This window comes from Mesorhizobium sp. M0598, assembly GCF_040320865.1.
Lineage (GTDB): Bacteria > Pseudomonadota > Alphaproteobacteria > Rhizobiales > Rhizobiaceae > Mesorhizobium.
Window position 1 is genome coordinate 175,033 of sequence record NZ_JAMYQL010000009.1, and the last position, 14,459, is coordinate 189,491.

Genomic DNA, 14,459 nt, shown 5'->3' on the forward strand with positions numbered 1-14,459 from the left:
GCGAAGCGCCGCTACCGCTCTTCGCGCCGGAACGGCTTGAGCAGCGCCGACGGGGCCACCGCATTGCGCGACATCACCGCCATAGCGACGATGGTGAAGATGAACGGCAGCATCAGGAAGGCCTCGTAGGGGATATGGCCAAGCCCGCTCGCCTGCATGCGCAACTGCAGGGCATCGACGAAGGCAAACAGCAGTGCCGCGCCTGCCGATCGCCACGGATCCCAGCGGCCGAAAACGACGAGCGCGATTGCCACCCAGCCACGCCCCGAAACCACGCCGAAGGTGAAGGCGTTGAACTGCGCCATCGACAGGAAGGCACCGGCCAGCCCCATCAAGGCACCGCCGAGGATCACCGCCTGGAAGCGCGTAGCGATGACGCTGACGCCGGCCGAATCGGCGGCGCGCGGGTTTTCGCCGACCATGCGGACCGACAGGCCCCACGGCGTGCGGTAGAGCACGAAGGCGGCCAGGGGAATAGACAGCATCGCCATGTAGACCAGCGAAAACTGGTTGAACACCGCCGGCCCGAGCACCGGAATGCCGGACAGGATCGGGATCGGCAGCGTCTCGAACCCCTTGATGTTCGGTGGCACCGATTGCTGGCCGAAGATCAGCCGGTAGAGGAAATAGGCGAGGCCCGACGAGAACAGCGTCACGCCGATGCCGCAGACATGCTGGCTGAGGCCGAGCGCTACAGTGAACAGCGCGTGCACGGCGCCCATCAGCGCCCCGGTCAGCACCGCCGCTAGCACGCCAAGCCAGAGGCTGCCGCTGAGGCTCGCCGCGGTGAAGCCGGTCATCGCCGACAAAAGCATGATGCCTTCGATGCCGAGATTGAGCACCCCGGCGCGCTCGGAGAACATCTCGCCCAGCGTCGCAAAGGCCAGGGGCGTGGCGATGCGGATGATGGCGGCCAGGAAGCCGACCTGGAATATCTGCTCCAGCACCACGCTCATTTGGCTGTTCCCACGCGACGGAGGCGATAGGCGGTGAACAGCAACGCCACCAGCATGGCGAGCAGCGCAGTTCCCTGGATGACTTCGCTGAGGAAGGCCGGAACGCCGGTCGCCCGCGACATCGCCTCGGCGCCGGTCATCACCGCGGCAAGGAAGATCGCCGCCGGCACGACGCCGAGCGGATTGAGCCTCGCCAGCATGGCGACGACGATGCCGGAATAGCCATAGCCCGGCGAGATGTCGCTCATCACCTGGAAATGCACGCCGCCGACCTCGCCGACGCCGGCAAGGCCGGCCAATGCGCCAGACAGCATCGCCGTCGAAATCAGCACCCGCTCGACATTGATGCCGCCATAGCGAGCAGCTTCCGGGTTCTCGCCGGTGACCCTGATGCGGAAGCCGAGCGTCGTACGCGCGACCACGAACCAGATCAGGGGTGCTGCGACCAGCGCCGCGACGACGCCGAGATGCAGCCGCGTGCCTTCGAGCAGCACTGGAAAATTGGCCGTATCCTCGATCGGCGGCGAGATCGGGTAGCCGCTGAAACTGTCCTTCCATGGCCCCTCGATCAGCGCCATCAGTGCGTAGAAAATGACCGAGTTGAGCAGCAGCGAGCTGACCACGTCATCGACCCTGAATTTTACCCGCAGCGTGGCGGGGATCAGGGCGACGGCCGCGCCGGCGGCAGCGCCCGCCAGCGCCATCAGCAGCATGGCGAGCGGCCCCGGCATCGGGATTGCACCGACGGCACAGCTCGCCACCGCACCAGCCAGCAATTGCCCTTCGGCGCCGATGTTCCAGAATTTGGCGCGGAAGGCGACCGCCACGGCAAGTCCCGTGAAGATCATCGGCGCGGCACGCACCAGCGTTTCGGTGACGGCGTAGCTGTCGCCCAAAGACGCCGAAAACATCACGCCATAGGCCTCGATCACGCCGGCGCCGGCCAGTGCGATGAGGCCGCTGCACAGGATCAGCGTCGCGCCGATTGCGAGCAGCGGCAGCGCCAGATTGAACCAGGCGGGCGTTGAGGTGCGGGCCTCGAGACGGAACATCAGGCATGGCCCTCCGCTCCGGTCATCATCAACCCGAGTCTGGCGATGCTGGCGTCGGCGCTGTTCAGCGTGCCGACGATGCGGCCCTCATACATCACCGCGATACGATCCGAGAGCATCAGCAACTCTTCCAGATCCTCGCCGATGACGACGATGCCGCAGCCCTTGGCGCGCATGTCGAGGAATTTTTCGTGGATGAAGCGCGCGGCGCCGATGTCGAGGCCGCGAGTCGGCTGCGAAACGATCAGCACCTTCGGATCGAAGGCGAGTTCGCGCGCCAAAAGCGCCTTCTGCAGATTGCCGCCGGAAAGCGCCCCGGCGCGCGTCATCGGCCCGGGGCAACGTATATCGTAGGCTTTGATCTGCGCCTCGGCGAAGGCGCGGATCGCATCCGGCTTGAGCAGGCCGTTGCGGCTGAACGCCGCCGTGCCGATGCGCGGCAGCACCATCGAATCGGCGAGCGGCAGATTGGTGACCAGCCCTGTCGTCATACGGTCTTCCGGGATGCGGCCGAGGCCGAGCGCCTGCACTGTGCTCGGCGAGAACCGCGAAACCGTTTTGCCGGCTATGGTCATCTTTCCGGCATCGGGCGCACGCACGCCGGAGATGACCTCGGCAAGCGCGCGCTGGCCATTGCCGGAGACGCCGGCGATGCCAAGGATCTCGCCGCCACGAATCGACAGCGAAACATCGCGCAGCGCCATGCCGGAATGATGCGATGTCGAGATACCGTCGAGGGTCAGCACGGCCGCACCGGGCATCGACGGTCCTCTGGCCGGAGGCACGATCTCGTGGCCGCACATCAGCCGCGCCATCTCCGAGGACGTGGTGCTGGCCGGCGCATCGACGCGGCCGGCAACGCGCCCATGCCGGAGCACGACGCAGCGATGTGTCAGCGCTCGCACCTCGTTGAGCTTGTGCGAGATGAAGATGATGCCGAGCCCTTGTGCCGCCATCGAGCGCAGCGCCGAAAACAGCCCGTCGACCTCGGTCGGTGCCAACACCGCCGTCGGCTCGTCGAGGATCAGCAGCCTTGCGCCGCGAAACAGCGCCTTGACGATTTCGAGCCGCTGTTGCTCGCCGACCGACAGCGCCGAGACGGGGAGGTCCGGGTCGAGCGTCAGCCCGTGCTGGCGGCCGATCTCGGCGAGCCGCGCCAGCCCGCCGGCGCGGTCGATCCGGCCCGATCTCCCGGGAATGCCGATCAAGAGGTTCTCCAGCACCGAAAGCCGCGGTGCGAGATGAAAATGCTGGTGCACCATGCCGATGCCGGCGGCCAGCGCATCGGCCGAACTGTTGATCGCCACCGACCGGCCCTGCACCAGGATCTCGCCGGCATCGGGCGCATAGGCGCCGAACAGCACGTTCATCAGCGTCGTCTTGCCGGCGCCGTTTTCGCCGAGCAGCCCGAGGATTTCACCCGGCGCGACGCTGAGATCGACGGCCTCGTTCGCCTTGACGGCGCCAAAGCTCTTGGAGATGCCGCGCATTTCAATAAGAGGGGCAGGCGTTGACAAGGCGGGATCCTGGTGGCGTTGACGCCGATATCCCTCCCCCTTGAGGGGAGGGTGCCGAGCGAAGCGAGGCGGGGGGGGTCCCCTCAGCTGCCTCGACGTTTAGACCGAAAAAGATGGAGCGCGTCGCCGAGGACCCCACCCGGCCCTGCGGGCCACCCTCCCCTCAAGGGGGAGGGATGCGCCGCTCAGTCCGAGACCGGCGTATTCTCATCGACGTCGACGCGGAAATTGCCGTCGAGGATCTCTGCCTTCTTCTTCTCGACCAGTTCCTTGACCTCGGCCGGCAGCGTCTTATCGAACTTGTGGTAGGGCGCGAGGTAGGAGCCGCCCTTGGCCATGCGCGAGAAATCGCCGTAGTCCTGCGCGGTGAAGACGCCGGCCTTGACCAGCTTGATCGCCTGCTCGACCGTCGGATACATGTCCCAGACCGGCCCGGTGATCACCGTGTCGGGGCCGAGGCTCGACTGGTCGGACATGTTGGATATGGCGAGGATCTTTTTCTCCGCCGCCGCTTCGATGACGCCGAAGCGCTCGGCATAGATGACGTCGACGCCGGCATCGATCTGGGCGACCGCCGCTTCCTTTGCCTTCGGCGGATCGAAGAACGAGCCGATGAAGGCGACCTTCTTCTTGATGTTGGGATTGACCTCCCTGGCGCCGGCAAAGAAGGCGTTGACCAGCCGGTTCACTTCCGGAATGCCCATCGCCGCGACGGCGCCGACCGTGCCCGATTTCGACATCTTTCCGGCAATCATGCCGGACAGATAGGCCGGCTCGTGAATCCAGTTGTCGAAGACGCCGAAATTCGGCTCGGCCGGCCCGGCGCCGGAGCCGAACAGGAAGGCGGTCTTCGGGAACTGCTTGGCGGTCCTGCGCGATTCGCGCTCGGCGGCGAAGGCATCACCCAGCACCAGCTCATAGCCGCCTTGCGCATATTCGCGCATGACCCGGCTGAAATCGGCGGTCTGCACCTTCTCCGACCATTTGTATTCGATGCCGAGTTCCTTCTCGGCCTTCTGCAGGGCAACATGGATCTGGTTGTCCCACGGCTCCTCGATCGGCGTGGCGAAGATCGCCGCCACTTTCAGCTTCTTGGTCTTGGCAAAGGCGCTGCCCGGCAGCATCGCTGCCGCAAGGCCGAGCGCGCCCAGCTCCAGCACGTTGCGTCGCGAAAGCCCTTCGCGTTTCGATTGGATTTTGCTCTTTTTGTTGTCCATTGCATGCCCCTCTGTTCGACAGCCATGTCGAGCCGGCTGTTCGGAAAATATAAAGACAGGGAACTATGGAACGACGCCGGACCTTTGTCCACATGGTCAAATTTCGGGTAATGTCTCAGTTTGAAATTTGACGCGATTGAACGTGCCGCAATAGCCGAAGGACGTAAGGCTCTATTTCAAGCCTTCGCGCGGTTGAAAGAATGCTTCCCCACGTTTTTTGCGGTTCATGGCCATTTGCGATCAAGCTCGGCGCGTTGTGAAAGGCAGTCCGCGAGCATCCGTGCCTTTTCCGGTTTGTCAGTCCCTCGAATTTCGACGAGAACAGAATGCAGAATTATGAGGATTGTATCGTTGGTAATGGGTTGAGGATCGCTCAATTCAAACAGCTTTCTTGCAAGGGCCTCACTTTCCCGGCCTAGGCGCAACGGTGTCCATCATTTCGCAAGGATCGCCCATTGACCAGAGCGTCGTTCGCATATCGGGCAAACGAGATAGGCGGCGCCAGGGCTCTGCCCCAGGGCGGCCAAAAGATCAAACGCGTTCGAGCGCCACGGCGATGCCCTGGCCGACACCGATGCACATGGTGGCGAGCGCGTATCGGCCGCCGCGTTCACGCAGCTCCAGCGCCGCCGTGCCGGTGATGCGCGCGCCGGACATGCCGAGCGGATGACCGAGCGCGATGGCACCGCCATTCGGGTTGACGTGCTCCGCATCCTCGGCAATGCCGAGCTGGCGCAGCACGGCGATACCTTGCGAGGCGAAGGCCTCGTTGAGCTCGACGACATCGAACTGTTGCGGCTTCAGGCCGAGCCGGGCACACAGCTTCTGCGTGGCCGGCACCGGACCGATGCCCATGATGCGCGGAGCGACGCCGGCGGTGGCACCGCCGAGGATGCGGGCGATCGGCGTCAGCCCATATCTTTTCGCGGCTGCTTCCGAGGCGACGATCAGCGCCGCGGCGGCGTCATTGACGCCCGAGGCATTGCCGGCCGTAACCGTGCCGCCTTGCCGGAACGGCGTCGGCAACTTGGCCAACGCTTCGATCGACGTGCCCCCGCGGGGATGCTCATCTCTGTCGACAACGACCGGATCGCCCTTGCGCTGCGCGATCGTCACCGGCGTGATTTCCTTTGCCAGCCGGCCATTGGCTTGTGCGGCTACAGCCTTGTCCTGGCTGCGCACGGCAAATGCGTCCTGGTCGGCGCGGGAGACAGCGAACTCTTCCGCCACGTTCTCGCCGGTCTCCGGCATCGAATCGACGCCGTATTGCTTCTTCATCAGCGGATTGATGAAGCGCCAGCCGATCGTGGTGTCGTAAATCTCGGCATTGCGCGAAAAGGCGGTCTCTGCCTTCGGCAGCACGAACGGAGCGCGGCTCATCGATTCGACGCCGCCTGATATCATCAACTCCGCCTCGCCGGCCTTGATGGCGCGGGCAGCAATCATCACCGCATCCATGCCCGAACCGCAGAGACGGTTGACGGTCGAGCCCGAAACCTCCTTGGGCAGGCCGGCCAGCAGCAGCGCCATGCGCGCCACATTGCGATTGTCCTCGCCGGCCTGGTTGGCGCAGCCATAGACGACGTCGTCGATAGCAGCCCAATCAATGCCTGGATTGCGCTCGATCAGCGCCCTCAGAGGTATCGCGCCGAGATCGTCGGTACGGACCGCCGACAAAGACCCACCAAAGCGTCCGATCGGCGTGCGGATGTAGTCGCAGATATAGGCCTCGGCCATTATGCAGCCTTCTCTTTTCCCGGCCGGTCATGTTGGCCGCATTCTCCTTGAGACGAAAGCACATCTCGCTGCCGGCCGTTAGGCCAAAGAGAATTTCAGCTGCCGCCCGCCGGGAGCGGCGGATCAGCCGATGCTTTCTCCACCGTCGATCACCAGCGCCTGACCGGTCATGAAGGACGAGCGGTCGGAGACGAGGAACAGGATCGCTTCGGCGATTTCCTCCGCGCTGGCCCAGCGCTGCATGGGAATTTTGGTGCGGACATAGTTCTCGATCGCCGCCCGCCCGCCCATCTGCGCGATGAACGGCTCGTTGAAGGGCGTATCGACCCAGCCGGGGCACAGCGCGTTGATGCGGACATTGTGTTTGGCATAGTCGAGCGACATCTGCCGGGTCATCGCCACCACTGCATGTTTTGACGTTGCGTAGGCAATCATTTCGCGGTCGTAGAACACACCCGAATTGGAGGCGGTATTCAGGATCACCCCGCCGCCTTGCGCGATCATCGACGGCATGACCAGCCTGGCCGCGAGGAACTGCGCCCGCACATTGATCCGCCAGGAGGCATCCATGCCGTCGGCGCCGACTTCGGTCAGCGTGCCGCCGACCTGGATCCCGGCATGATTGTGCAGGATGTCGATCCGCCGATGCCGGCCCAGCGTTCTCGCAATGAGCTGCTCGACCGCCGCATCCTCGCCGACGTCGATGGCGACGGCCTCGGCCCGACCGCCGGCCGCACGAATGTCGGAAGCGGTTGCTTCCCCCGCCGCCTGGTCCCTGTCGGCGATCACCACGAGCGCGCCTTCCCTGGCCATCATCATGGCGCCGGCACGCCCGATCCCCGACCCGGCACCCGTCACCACGGCGATGCGATCTCTCAGAATCATGTTTTTTTATCTTTCAGTGTGATGGTTTTCGTTGCCGCAGTTGCCATTGGGCAAGCACCACGAGCAAAACGGAGGCGACGAGCACGATCGTCGCGATGGCATTGATCTCCGGCGTGACCCCGCGCCGGATCGAGGCGAAGACATAGATCGGCAATGTCGTCTGTGCGCCGGCGACGAAGAAGGCGACGATGAAATCGTCGAAGGAGAATGTGAAGGCGAGCAGGAAGCCGGCGATCACCGCCGGCATGATCTGCGGCAACACGATGCTGCGGAACGTCGTCAGCGGGGTGGCGTAAAGATCGCTCGAGGCCTCGACCAGATTGCGGTCGAGGCTGCCGAGGCGCGTGCCGACAATCATCGCCACCAGCGCCATCGAAAACAGCCCGTGCGCGGCGATGATCGAGCCATAGCCGAGCGCCAGGCGCGGTGGCTGGTCGTTCGGCCACAGCGAAGCGACAAACGGGTTGACCACCCCGAATAGCTGGACCAGCGCGACCAGCGTCGAGATGCCGATGACGACACCAGGAACGACGATCGCAGCACCCAAAAGCGCATCGAACACGGCTCGCGTCCGCACGCCGACACGCGCCAGGCCAAGCGCGGCGGCCGTGCCGCACAGCGCCGCCAGCAAGGCGCTGGTCGTGGCGATGAACAGGCTGTTCTTCAGCGCTTCGACCAGGAACGGGTTTGCCAGGGCCTTGCCGTACCATTGCACCGAGAAGCCAGTGAACTCGCTGGCGTGGTGGCCGGCGTTGAACGAAAACAGCACCACCAGCGCGATCGGCAGGTAGAGAAAGGCAAAGACTGCAACGACGAAGGCACGCATCAGATCAGGTCCACCCGGCGGGCACCCGAAAGCCGGGTCGAAATGCGGTTCGCGGCAAGCAGCACGACCACTGAAACCGCCACAAGTGTGATGGCGATTGCCGATCCGAATGGCCAGTTGCGCGATTGCAGGAACAGATCGACCAGCGCGTTGCCGATGAAGAAGACCTTGCCGCCGCCGAGTAGCGTCGGGATCAGATATTCGCCGAGCAGCAGGATCATGACCAGCGAGAAGCCGGTCATCACACCTGGCAGCGACAGCCGCAGCGTCACGCCGAGGAATGTCGAGATCGGCGTCGCGCCGAGATCGGCGGAGGCCTCCAGCAGCCGGCGGTCGAGCCGCTCGAGGCTGACATAGATCGGCAGGATCATCAGCGGCAGATAACCATAGACGATGCCGAGCAGAACCGCTCCCGGCGTGTTGATCAGCCGCACGTCCTCCATCCCGACATAGGCCAGCAGAGCTGGGATGCCGCGCCCGCCAAGCACATACATCCAGGCATAGGTTCGCATCAGCAGGCTGGTCCAGAACGGGATGACGACAAGCGCCAGCAGGATCAGCCGCCACCGTTCGGGTGCGCGCAAAGCGAGGTAATAGGCGACCGGATAGGCAACGAGAAGACAGGCCAGTGCGCCCGCCGGCGCCAGCACCATGGTGTTCCAGAAGGCGGTCGCCCGCGCCGGAAGATTGGCAAACTGCGCCAAGGTGAAAGCGGCCTGATAGCCGCCTTCCGGCGCCCGCTCGCCGACGCTGAAAACGGCGATCGCCACGAACGGCAAAACTAAAAACACCACCAGCCACGCAGTTGCTGGACCGAGCAGCAGGGCGGTCAGGAGATTGTGACGGAGGACGTTGCTGCGCATTGAAAAAACCGCCCCGGTGCCGGCGGACATCTGTCCGCCAGGTAGTTGCCTGCATCGAGCCTGTGGCCTGCCCGGTTCAAGCCGACTTGAAGCGTGCCATCAATTCGGCCCGGCCCGGATCGGTTAGCGTTGCAGCCGCACCGAATTCGAGCGGCTTCAGCAGATCCGCCGCCGGATAGAGGATCGGATTGTCCAGCACCTCCTTGGGCAGCAGCGCATTGACCCGCGCATCGGTGGAAGGCGCACCGTTGGCCAGGTGCTCCTTGACCGCGACTTTCGGATTCATCAAATAGTTGAGCAAGGCATAGCCGGCAGGCTTGTTCGGCGCATCCTTGGGTATTGCGTAGAAGTCGGTCCAGATCTCGCCGCCTTCCTTGGCAAGCACGTAGGCGATTTCGGGGATGTCGCGGTGGAGCTGCGCCCCGTCATTGGTCCAGCACATCGTCATCCAGGCGTCGCCGGCACGCATCGACGGCTGGTAGTCGCTAGAGACCGCGAACAGATGCGGCTTGACCTTCAGCAGCAATTCCTCCGCCTTGGCGAGTTCGTCCGGCTTCAGCGAGTTGAACGAGAAGCCGAAATATTTCAGCGCGTTGCCGATCGTGGTCAGCTGGTAATCATGAACCATGGTCCGGCCGTCGCCCTCCGCCATGGCCGTGTCCCAGAATTCCTTCCAGCTCGTCATCGGCTTGGTCAGTTTCTTGGTGTTGACGGCAAATCCGGTGGTGCCCCAATTCTTCGGCACAGCGTAGGTCACCCCATCAATGGTGCCTTCCCCAGTGAAGCGCGGGTCTTCTTGCGAGCCGTCATAATTGGCAAGCTTGGCCATATCCAGCGCTTCGATGATGCCAAGCTTCTTGTAAGTCGAGATCGTGTAGTTGGTCGGAACGAAAAGGCTCCAGCCCGAGGCGCCGGCCTGCAGCTTGGCCAGCATCTCCTCGTTTGACCCGAACACGTTCACCTCGACGGCAACGCCGGTTTCGGCCTTGAAATTCTCGAACGTCGCCGGGTCGTGATAATTGGGCCAGGTGGCAATCGACATGCGGTCGCCAAGCCCCTCCTGGGCGAAGGCTGGCGACGGCACGATGCCGAGTTCGCGGGCCATTACTGCCGTTGCGATGCCTAGGCCGGTGAGGCCAAGGAACTCGCGGCGGCCGATGGAACCGCGCTTGAGGCGCATCAACTGGTCGACGAATTTTTCAGGGCTTATCGGCAGTCCGTCACGATACGATTTCGACATTTTTGTTTTCCCTCTGGTTGGTCCCGTTATTCTCCGGAAACGCCAGCGGCGTTCCGGCTGTAAAGCCGACGGCGACGGGTTCACCCGGCTTGAAGAGATTTCCACCGCCAACCAGATGATCGGCCTTGGCGAGCAGTGTCCCGATGCCTTGGACCTCGATTGCATATTCCGCGGTGGAACCGAGAAAGATCCGGTTGCGGACAAGCCCGTTCAGCCGGCCGCTTCCGGGCGCGCCGAGACTTAGGGATTCAGGACGCAGGCTGACCGAGACGGCTTCGCCCTGGGCTACCGAAGTGCGCTTGCGCGCGGCGATGACGGTGCCGTCGGCAAGCGCTACCTCGACGAGCTTGCCCGAGAGCCCGACGACCTTGCCGCTCAAGAGATTGGTCTTGCCGACGAAATCGGCGACGAAGAGGTCGGCGGGTTCGTCGTAGATTTCGCTCGGCTGCCCAAGCTGGACGATGCGCCCGCCATTCATGACGCAGACGAAATCGCTCATCGACAGTGCCTCTTCCTGATCGTGGGTGACCAGGACGAAGGTGATGCCGATCTCGCGCTGCAGGTTCTGCAGCTCTATCTGCATGTCGGTGCGCAGCTTCTTGTCGAGCGCCGCCAGGGGCTCGTCGAGCAGCAGCACCGCCGGCTTGTTGACCAGCGCCCGCGCCAGGGCGACACGCTGTTGCTGGCCGCCGGAAAGCTCATGGATCTTGCGGCGTCCATAGCCGGCAAGCCGAACCATGGCGAGCGCCTCGCCTGCCTTCAGGCTGATCTCCCGCGACGACAGGCGCGGCCGCGCCTGGCGTAGGCCATAGGCGACGTTGTCCGCCACATCCAGATGCGGAAACAACGCATATTGCTGGAACACCATGTTGACCGGCCGCCGATAGGGCGGCGTGCCGGCCATGTCGCGGCCACGGATGAATACCACACCTTCGCTTGGCTGTTCGAAACCGCCGATCATGCGCAAACAGGTTGTCTTGCCGCAGCCGGACGGCCCGAGCAACGCGACAAAGGCAGACGGCGGGATGGCAAGATCGATGCCGCTGACCGCGATCACGCTGCCGTAGCGTTTGGTGACCCCGCGAAACTCGATGTCGGGCACTGCGGTCAAAGCTGCGGGCTCCAGCGGCTAGTTGGTCTCGAAACGCTATCAGAGCCAATGGCGGCTAGTATATACCTCCCAGGTGGTATATTTCGTCTATTTTCTCGTCTGGAGGGGTATGAATTGGGCGTTTCACGCAGCGATGAATACAGCCGGCTCGCTGCGCTCATCGCAGCGACGCGGGAGACCAGCGGCGAGCTTTTCGGCAAGGCGATGGTCGCCTGGCTCCGCCAGCATGTCAGCTTCGATCATTGCGTGATCTTCGGCTATCGCGGCGCCTCACGCCCGCCGCTGCTGTTCGAGACATTCTCGCCGGCCGAAAGTCACGTCTTCGTCGCGCTCTATCAGGAAGGGCCTTATCTGCTCGATCCGTTCCACCATGCGGCAGTCGAGCGCAAGGAAGGCTTTTGGCGCATGCGCGAATTGGCGCCGGATCGCTTCTATGCCAGCGAATATTACCGCTCCTATTACAGCCAGACCAGGCTTGCGGAGGAGGTCGGCTTTTTCGTGCCGCTGCCGGGAAAGGACGCGCTGGTGGTCTCGCTGATGCGATTGCGCGCTTCGGGGCCGTTCGGAACCGCCGATGCCAGGTTGCTGCGCGACATGGCGCCTGCGGTGATCAGCCTCGTCAGGCTGCGCTGGCCTACCCTTCCGGCTGACGGACCGGTTGGGACGAAGCAAGACGAGGCGATTGCTCCGGTCAGTGAGTTCGAACGTGCTCACATCTGGAAGAGCCTTTCGCTCACGCCGCGCGAACAGCATGTCGTCGATCTGGTGCTTCAGGGCCATTCCACGGAATCGATTGCCAGGGCGATGCGCATCGTGCCGGGAACCGTAAAAGTTCATCGCCGTAACATTTACCGCAAGCTCAAGATAAAGTCGCAGGCGGGTCTGTTCGCGCGTTTTGTCGAGATCATGGACGCACGGATTCGGTAGTCCCAAGTTCAGCCGGCAGCGCCGTCCCAGGAACCGGTTTCGGCCATCTGCCTGAGCCGGGGTGCCACTCGAAAGACATCCTTGCCGGTCTGCTGGTGCCAGTGGTCCAGCCGCCGGATGATCTTGTCCACGCCTTCGAGGCTCGCCCAGAACATCGGCCCGCCCTTGCCGACCGGGAAGCCGTAGCCGTTGACCCAGACGACGTCGATATCGGAGGCGCGGGCGGCAATCTTTTCCTTGAGGATTTTGGCGCCCTCGTTGATCATCGGATAGAGCGTCCGCTCGATGATCTCCTCGGCGCCGATCGCGCGCGGTGCAATACCGCGCTCGGCAGCCTTGTTGCGGATCAGCGCCTCGACATCGGGATCGGGCAGCGGCGTGCGCGAACCGCCTTCGTAGCGATAGAAGCCGCTGCCGGTCTTCTGGCCGAAATGTCCCTGTTCGCACAACGCATCGGCGATCACGGCCGTCTGGCCACGCGCCTTGCGGTTGCGCCAGCCTATGTCGAGGCCGGCGAGATCGCTCATCTCGAACGGCCCCATCGGCCAGCCGAAATCGGTGAACACCTGGTCGACCTGGCGCGGCATTGCGCCTTCCAGCAGAAGCGTCTCCAGTTCCGCACCGCGCGCCGCCAGCATGCGGTTGCCGACGAAGCCATGGCAGACGCCGACAACGACCGGCACCTTGCCGATCCGCCGTGCCAGATCGACGATAGTCGCCAGCACCTCGGGCGAAGTCTTGTCGGCGCGGACGATTTCCAAAAGCTTCATGACGTTAGCCGGCGAAAAGAAATGCATGCCGAGGAGATCTTGCGGCCGCGACGTCGAAGCGGCGATTTCGTTGACGTCGAGATAGGAGGTGTTGGTGGCGAGGATCGCGCCCGCTTTGGCCACGGCATCGAGCCTGCCGAAGACATCCTTCTTGACCGCCATCTCCTCGAACACGGCCTCGACGATCAGGTCGCAATCGGCAAGATCGGCATAGTCGGTGGAACCCTTGAACAACCCAAGCCGTTGGCGCTTGGCGTCTTCGCTCAGCGAGCCGCGGATGACGGAAACGGCATAATTCTTGTTGATCGTCGCCAGCCCACGCTGCAAGGCCTCGTGTGTCGCTTCCAGCAAGGTCACGGGGACGCCGCCGTTGGCGAACGCCATGGCGATGCCGCCGCCCATCGTGCCGGCGCCGATGACGCCGACCCGGGCGATCTTGCGCCTGACGACGTCCTTGCCGGCAATCTTTGCCGCCTCACGTTCAGCGAAGAACAAATGCCGCTGCGCGCGTGATTGGTCCCCGGCGACAAGTTTGACGAACAGGTCGCGCTCCGCCGCCAGCGCTTCGTCGAAGGGCAGCGTCAGGGCGTTGCGGACCGACTGCGCACAGGCGATCGGCGCCTCGAGGCCGCGTGCTTTGCCGGCAAGCACTGCCGCTTCCTTGTCGAACGCCGGCAAGTCGGCCTGGTCGAGGCGATCATTGCGGTCGCGCACCGGCGTGAACGGACCGCCTTTCGCGGCCGTTTCGTTGGCGAAACTCACCGCTTGCGCGGTCAGGTCGCCATCGAAGACGGCATCCACCAGGCCGGCGGCGAGCGCCTCGGCCGCACCGATCGGCGTTCCCGAAACGATCATGCTGAGTGCCTTCAGCGGACCAACCAAGCGCGGCAGGCGAACCGTGCCGCCGCCGCCCGGCAGCAGGCCGAGCTTGACTTCCGGCAGGCCGAGCCTTGCCGTTCGGTCGGCAACACGGAAATGGCAGCCGAGCGCCAGTTCCAGGCCGCCGCCGAGCGCAGTGCCGTGAATGGCCGCGACCGTCGGCTTGGCGATGGTTTCCAGCATGGCGACTAGGGCGCCCAGGTCCGGTTGCCGCGCCGGCTTGCCGAATTCGGTGATGTCGGCGCCGGCGACGAAGGTCCGCCCGGCGCATGCTATCACGATTGCTCCGACCGACGGCTCGTCGCGCAGGGAAACGAGCGCCTGCATCAGCGGATCGCGCACATGGAAGCTCAGCGCGTTGACCGGCGGATTGTCGATGCTCACCACCGCGACGTTGCCGTGCCTTGTAGTGCTGACGAAATCGGACACGAAAACCTCACGCAATGATGTTGGCCAATAGCGCGACGGGATTTACAGCG

General features: G+C 63.9%; 12 protein-coding genes. 1 reads left to right on the forward strand and 11 read right to left on the reverse strand.

Annotation, left to right across the window (positions count from 1 at the left end; genetic code table 11):
• Positions 1-11: 11 nt before the first annotated feature.
• The 10 genes from NKI59_RS14500 to NKI59_RS14545 form a co-directional block, all read right to left on the reverse strand.
• Entirely contained in the window at positions 12-956 is a 945-nt protein-coding gene (locus NKI59_RS14500) for an ABC transporter permease (RefSeq protein WP_023721348.1), read from the reverse strand.
• Positions 953-2,008, reverse strand: coding sequence for an ABC transporter permease (locus NKI59_RS14505; protein WP_352704932.1), 1,056 nt, complete (start codon positions 2,006-2,008; stop codon positions 953-955). The genes NKI59_RS14500 and NKI59_RS14505 overlap by 4 nt, the downstream gene beginning before the upstream one ends.
• Positions 2,008-3,498 (reverse strand): ABC transporter ATP-binding protein, encoded by a 1,491-nt coding sequence (locus tag NKI59_RS14510; protein ID WP_502901063.1) that lies wholly within the window; start codon positions 3,496-3,498, stop codon positions 2,008-2,010. Before NKI59_RS14510 ends, NKI59_RS14505 begins: the two co-directional genes overlap by 1 nt.
• Before the next feature lie 212 nt (positions 3,499-3,710).
• Positions 3,711-4,742: a BMP family protein gene (locus NKI59_RS14515; protein ID WP_352704934.1), complete on the reverse strand. Its 1,032-nt coding sequence runs from the start codon at positions 4,740-4,742 to the stop codon at positions 3,711-3,713.
• A 531-nt stretch (positions 4,743-5,273) separates the two neighbouring features.
• Positions 5,274-6,479 carry a 3-oxoadipyl-CoA thiolase gene (gene pcaF / locus NKI59_RS14520; RefSeq protein ID WP_352704936.1) on the reverse strand — a complete coding sequence of 402 codons (1,206 nt, stop codon included), beginning with the start codon at positions 6,477-6,479 and terminating at the stop codon, positions 5,274-5,276.
• Positions 6,480-6,602: 123 nt separating this feature from the next.
• Positions 6,603-7,364 (reverse strand): SDR family NAD(P)-dependent oxidoreductase, encoded by a 762-nt coding sequence (locus NKI59_RS14525; RefSeq protein ID WP_352704938.1) that lies wholly within the window; start codon positions 7,362-7,364, stop codon positions 6,603-6,605.
• 13 nt (positions 7,365-7,377) lie between these two features.
• Positions 7,378-8,190 (reverse strand): ABC transporter permease, encoded by an 813-nt coding sequence (locus NKI59_RS14530; protein WP_352451299.1) that lies wholly within the window; start codon positions 8,188-8,190, stop codon positions 7,378-7,380.
• On the reverse strand, positions 8,190-9,053 hold the full coding sequence (locus tag NKI59_RS14535) for an ABC transporter permease (RefSeq protein ID WP_352451300.1): 864 nt from the start codon (positions 9,051-9,053) through the stop codon (positions 8,190-8,192). The genes NKI59_RS14530 and NKI59_RS14535 overlap by 1 nt, the downstream gene beginning before the upstream one ends.
• A gap of 76 nt (positions 9,054-9,129) precedes the next feature.
• A complete protein-coding gene (locus NKI59_RS14540; RefSeq protein ID WP_352704940.1) occupies positions 9,130-10,293 on the reverse strand; it encodes an ABC transporter substrate-binding protein in 1,164 nt (387 codons plus the stop codon).
• Positions 10,274-11,404: an ABC transporter ATP-binding protein gene (locus NKI59_RS14545; RefSeq protein WP_352704942.1), complete on the reverse strand. Its 1,131-nt coding sequence runs from the start codon at positions 11,402-11,404 to the stop codon at positions 10,274-10,276. The genes NKI59_RS14540 and NKI59_RS14545 overlap by 20 nt, the downstream gene beginning before the upstream one ends.
• A gap of 114 nt (positions 11,405-11,518) precedes the next feature.
• Here NKI59_RS14545 and NKI59_RS14550 point away from each other — a divergent pair, with 114 nt between their 5' ends.
• Positions 11,519-12,331 (forward strand): helix-turn-helix domain-containing protein, encoded by an 813-nt coding sequence (locus NKI59_RS14550; protein WP_292657193.1) that lies wholly within the window; start codon positions 11,519-11,521, stop codon positions 12,329-12,331.
• An 8-nt stretch (positions 12,332-12,339) separates the two neighbouring features.
• On the opposite strand, the gene NKI59_RS14555 is transcribed toward NKI59_RS14550, so the two are convergent.
• Complete coding sequence (locus NKI59_RS14555; RefSeq protein WP_352704944.1) at positions 12,340-14,409, reverse strand: 3-hydroxyacyl-CoA dehydrogenase NAD-binding domain-containing protein; 2,070 nt, start codon at positions 14,407-14,409, stop codon at positions 12,340-12,342.
• Positions 14,410-14,459: the final 50 nt, after the last annotated feature.

Excerpts from the sequence above, each read along its gene's own strand:
- NKI59_RS14500 (WP_023721348.1), bottom strand. The coding sequence starts at position 956 with ATGAGCGTGGTGCTGGAGCAGATATTCCAGGTCGGCTTCCTGGCCGCC.
- NKI59_RS14505 (WP_352704932.1), bottom strand. The coding sequence starts at position 2,008 with ATGTTCCGTCTCGAGGCCCGCACCTCAACGCCCGCCTGGTTCAATCTG.
- NKI59_RS14510 (WP_502901063.1), bottom strand. The coding sequence starts at position 3,498 with ATGCGCGGCATCTCCAAGAGCTTTGGCGCCGTCAAGGCGAACGAGGCC.
- NKI59_RS14515 (WP_352704934.1), bottom strand. The coding sequence starts at position 4,742 with ATGGACAACAAAAAGAGCAAAATCCAATCGAAACGCGAAGGGCTTTCG.
- pcaF (WP_352704936.1), bottom strand. The coding sequence starts at position 6,479 with ATGGCCGAGGCCTATATCTGCGACTACATCCGCACGCCGATCGGACGC.
- NKI59_RS14525 (WP_352704938.1), bottom strand. The coding sequence starts at position 7,364 with ATGATTCTGAGAGATCGCATCGCCGTGGTGACGGGTGCCGGGTCGGGG.
- NKI59_RS14530 (WP_352451299.1), bottom strand. The coding sequence starts at position 8,190 with ATGCGTGCCTTCGTCGTTGCAGTCTTTGCCTTTCTCTACCTGCCGATC.
- NKI59_RS14535 (WP_352451300.1), bottom strand. The coding sequence starts at position 9,053 with ATGCGCAGCAACGTCCTCCGTCACAATCTCCTGACCGCCCTGCTGCTC.
- NKI59_RS14540 (WP_352704940.1), bottom strand. The coding sequence starts at position 10,293 with ATGTCGAAATCGTATCGTGACGGACTGCCGATAAGCCCTGAAAAATTC.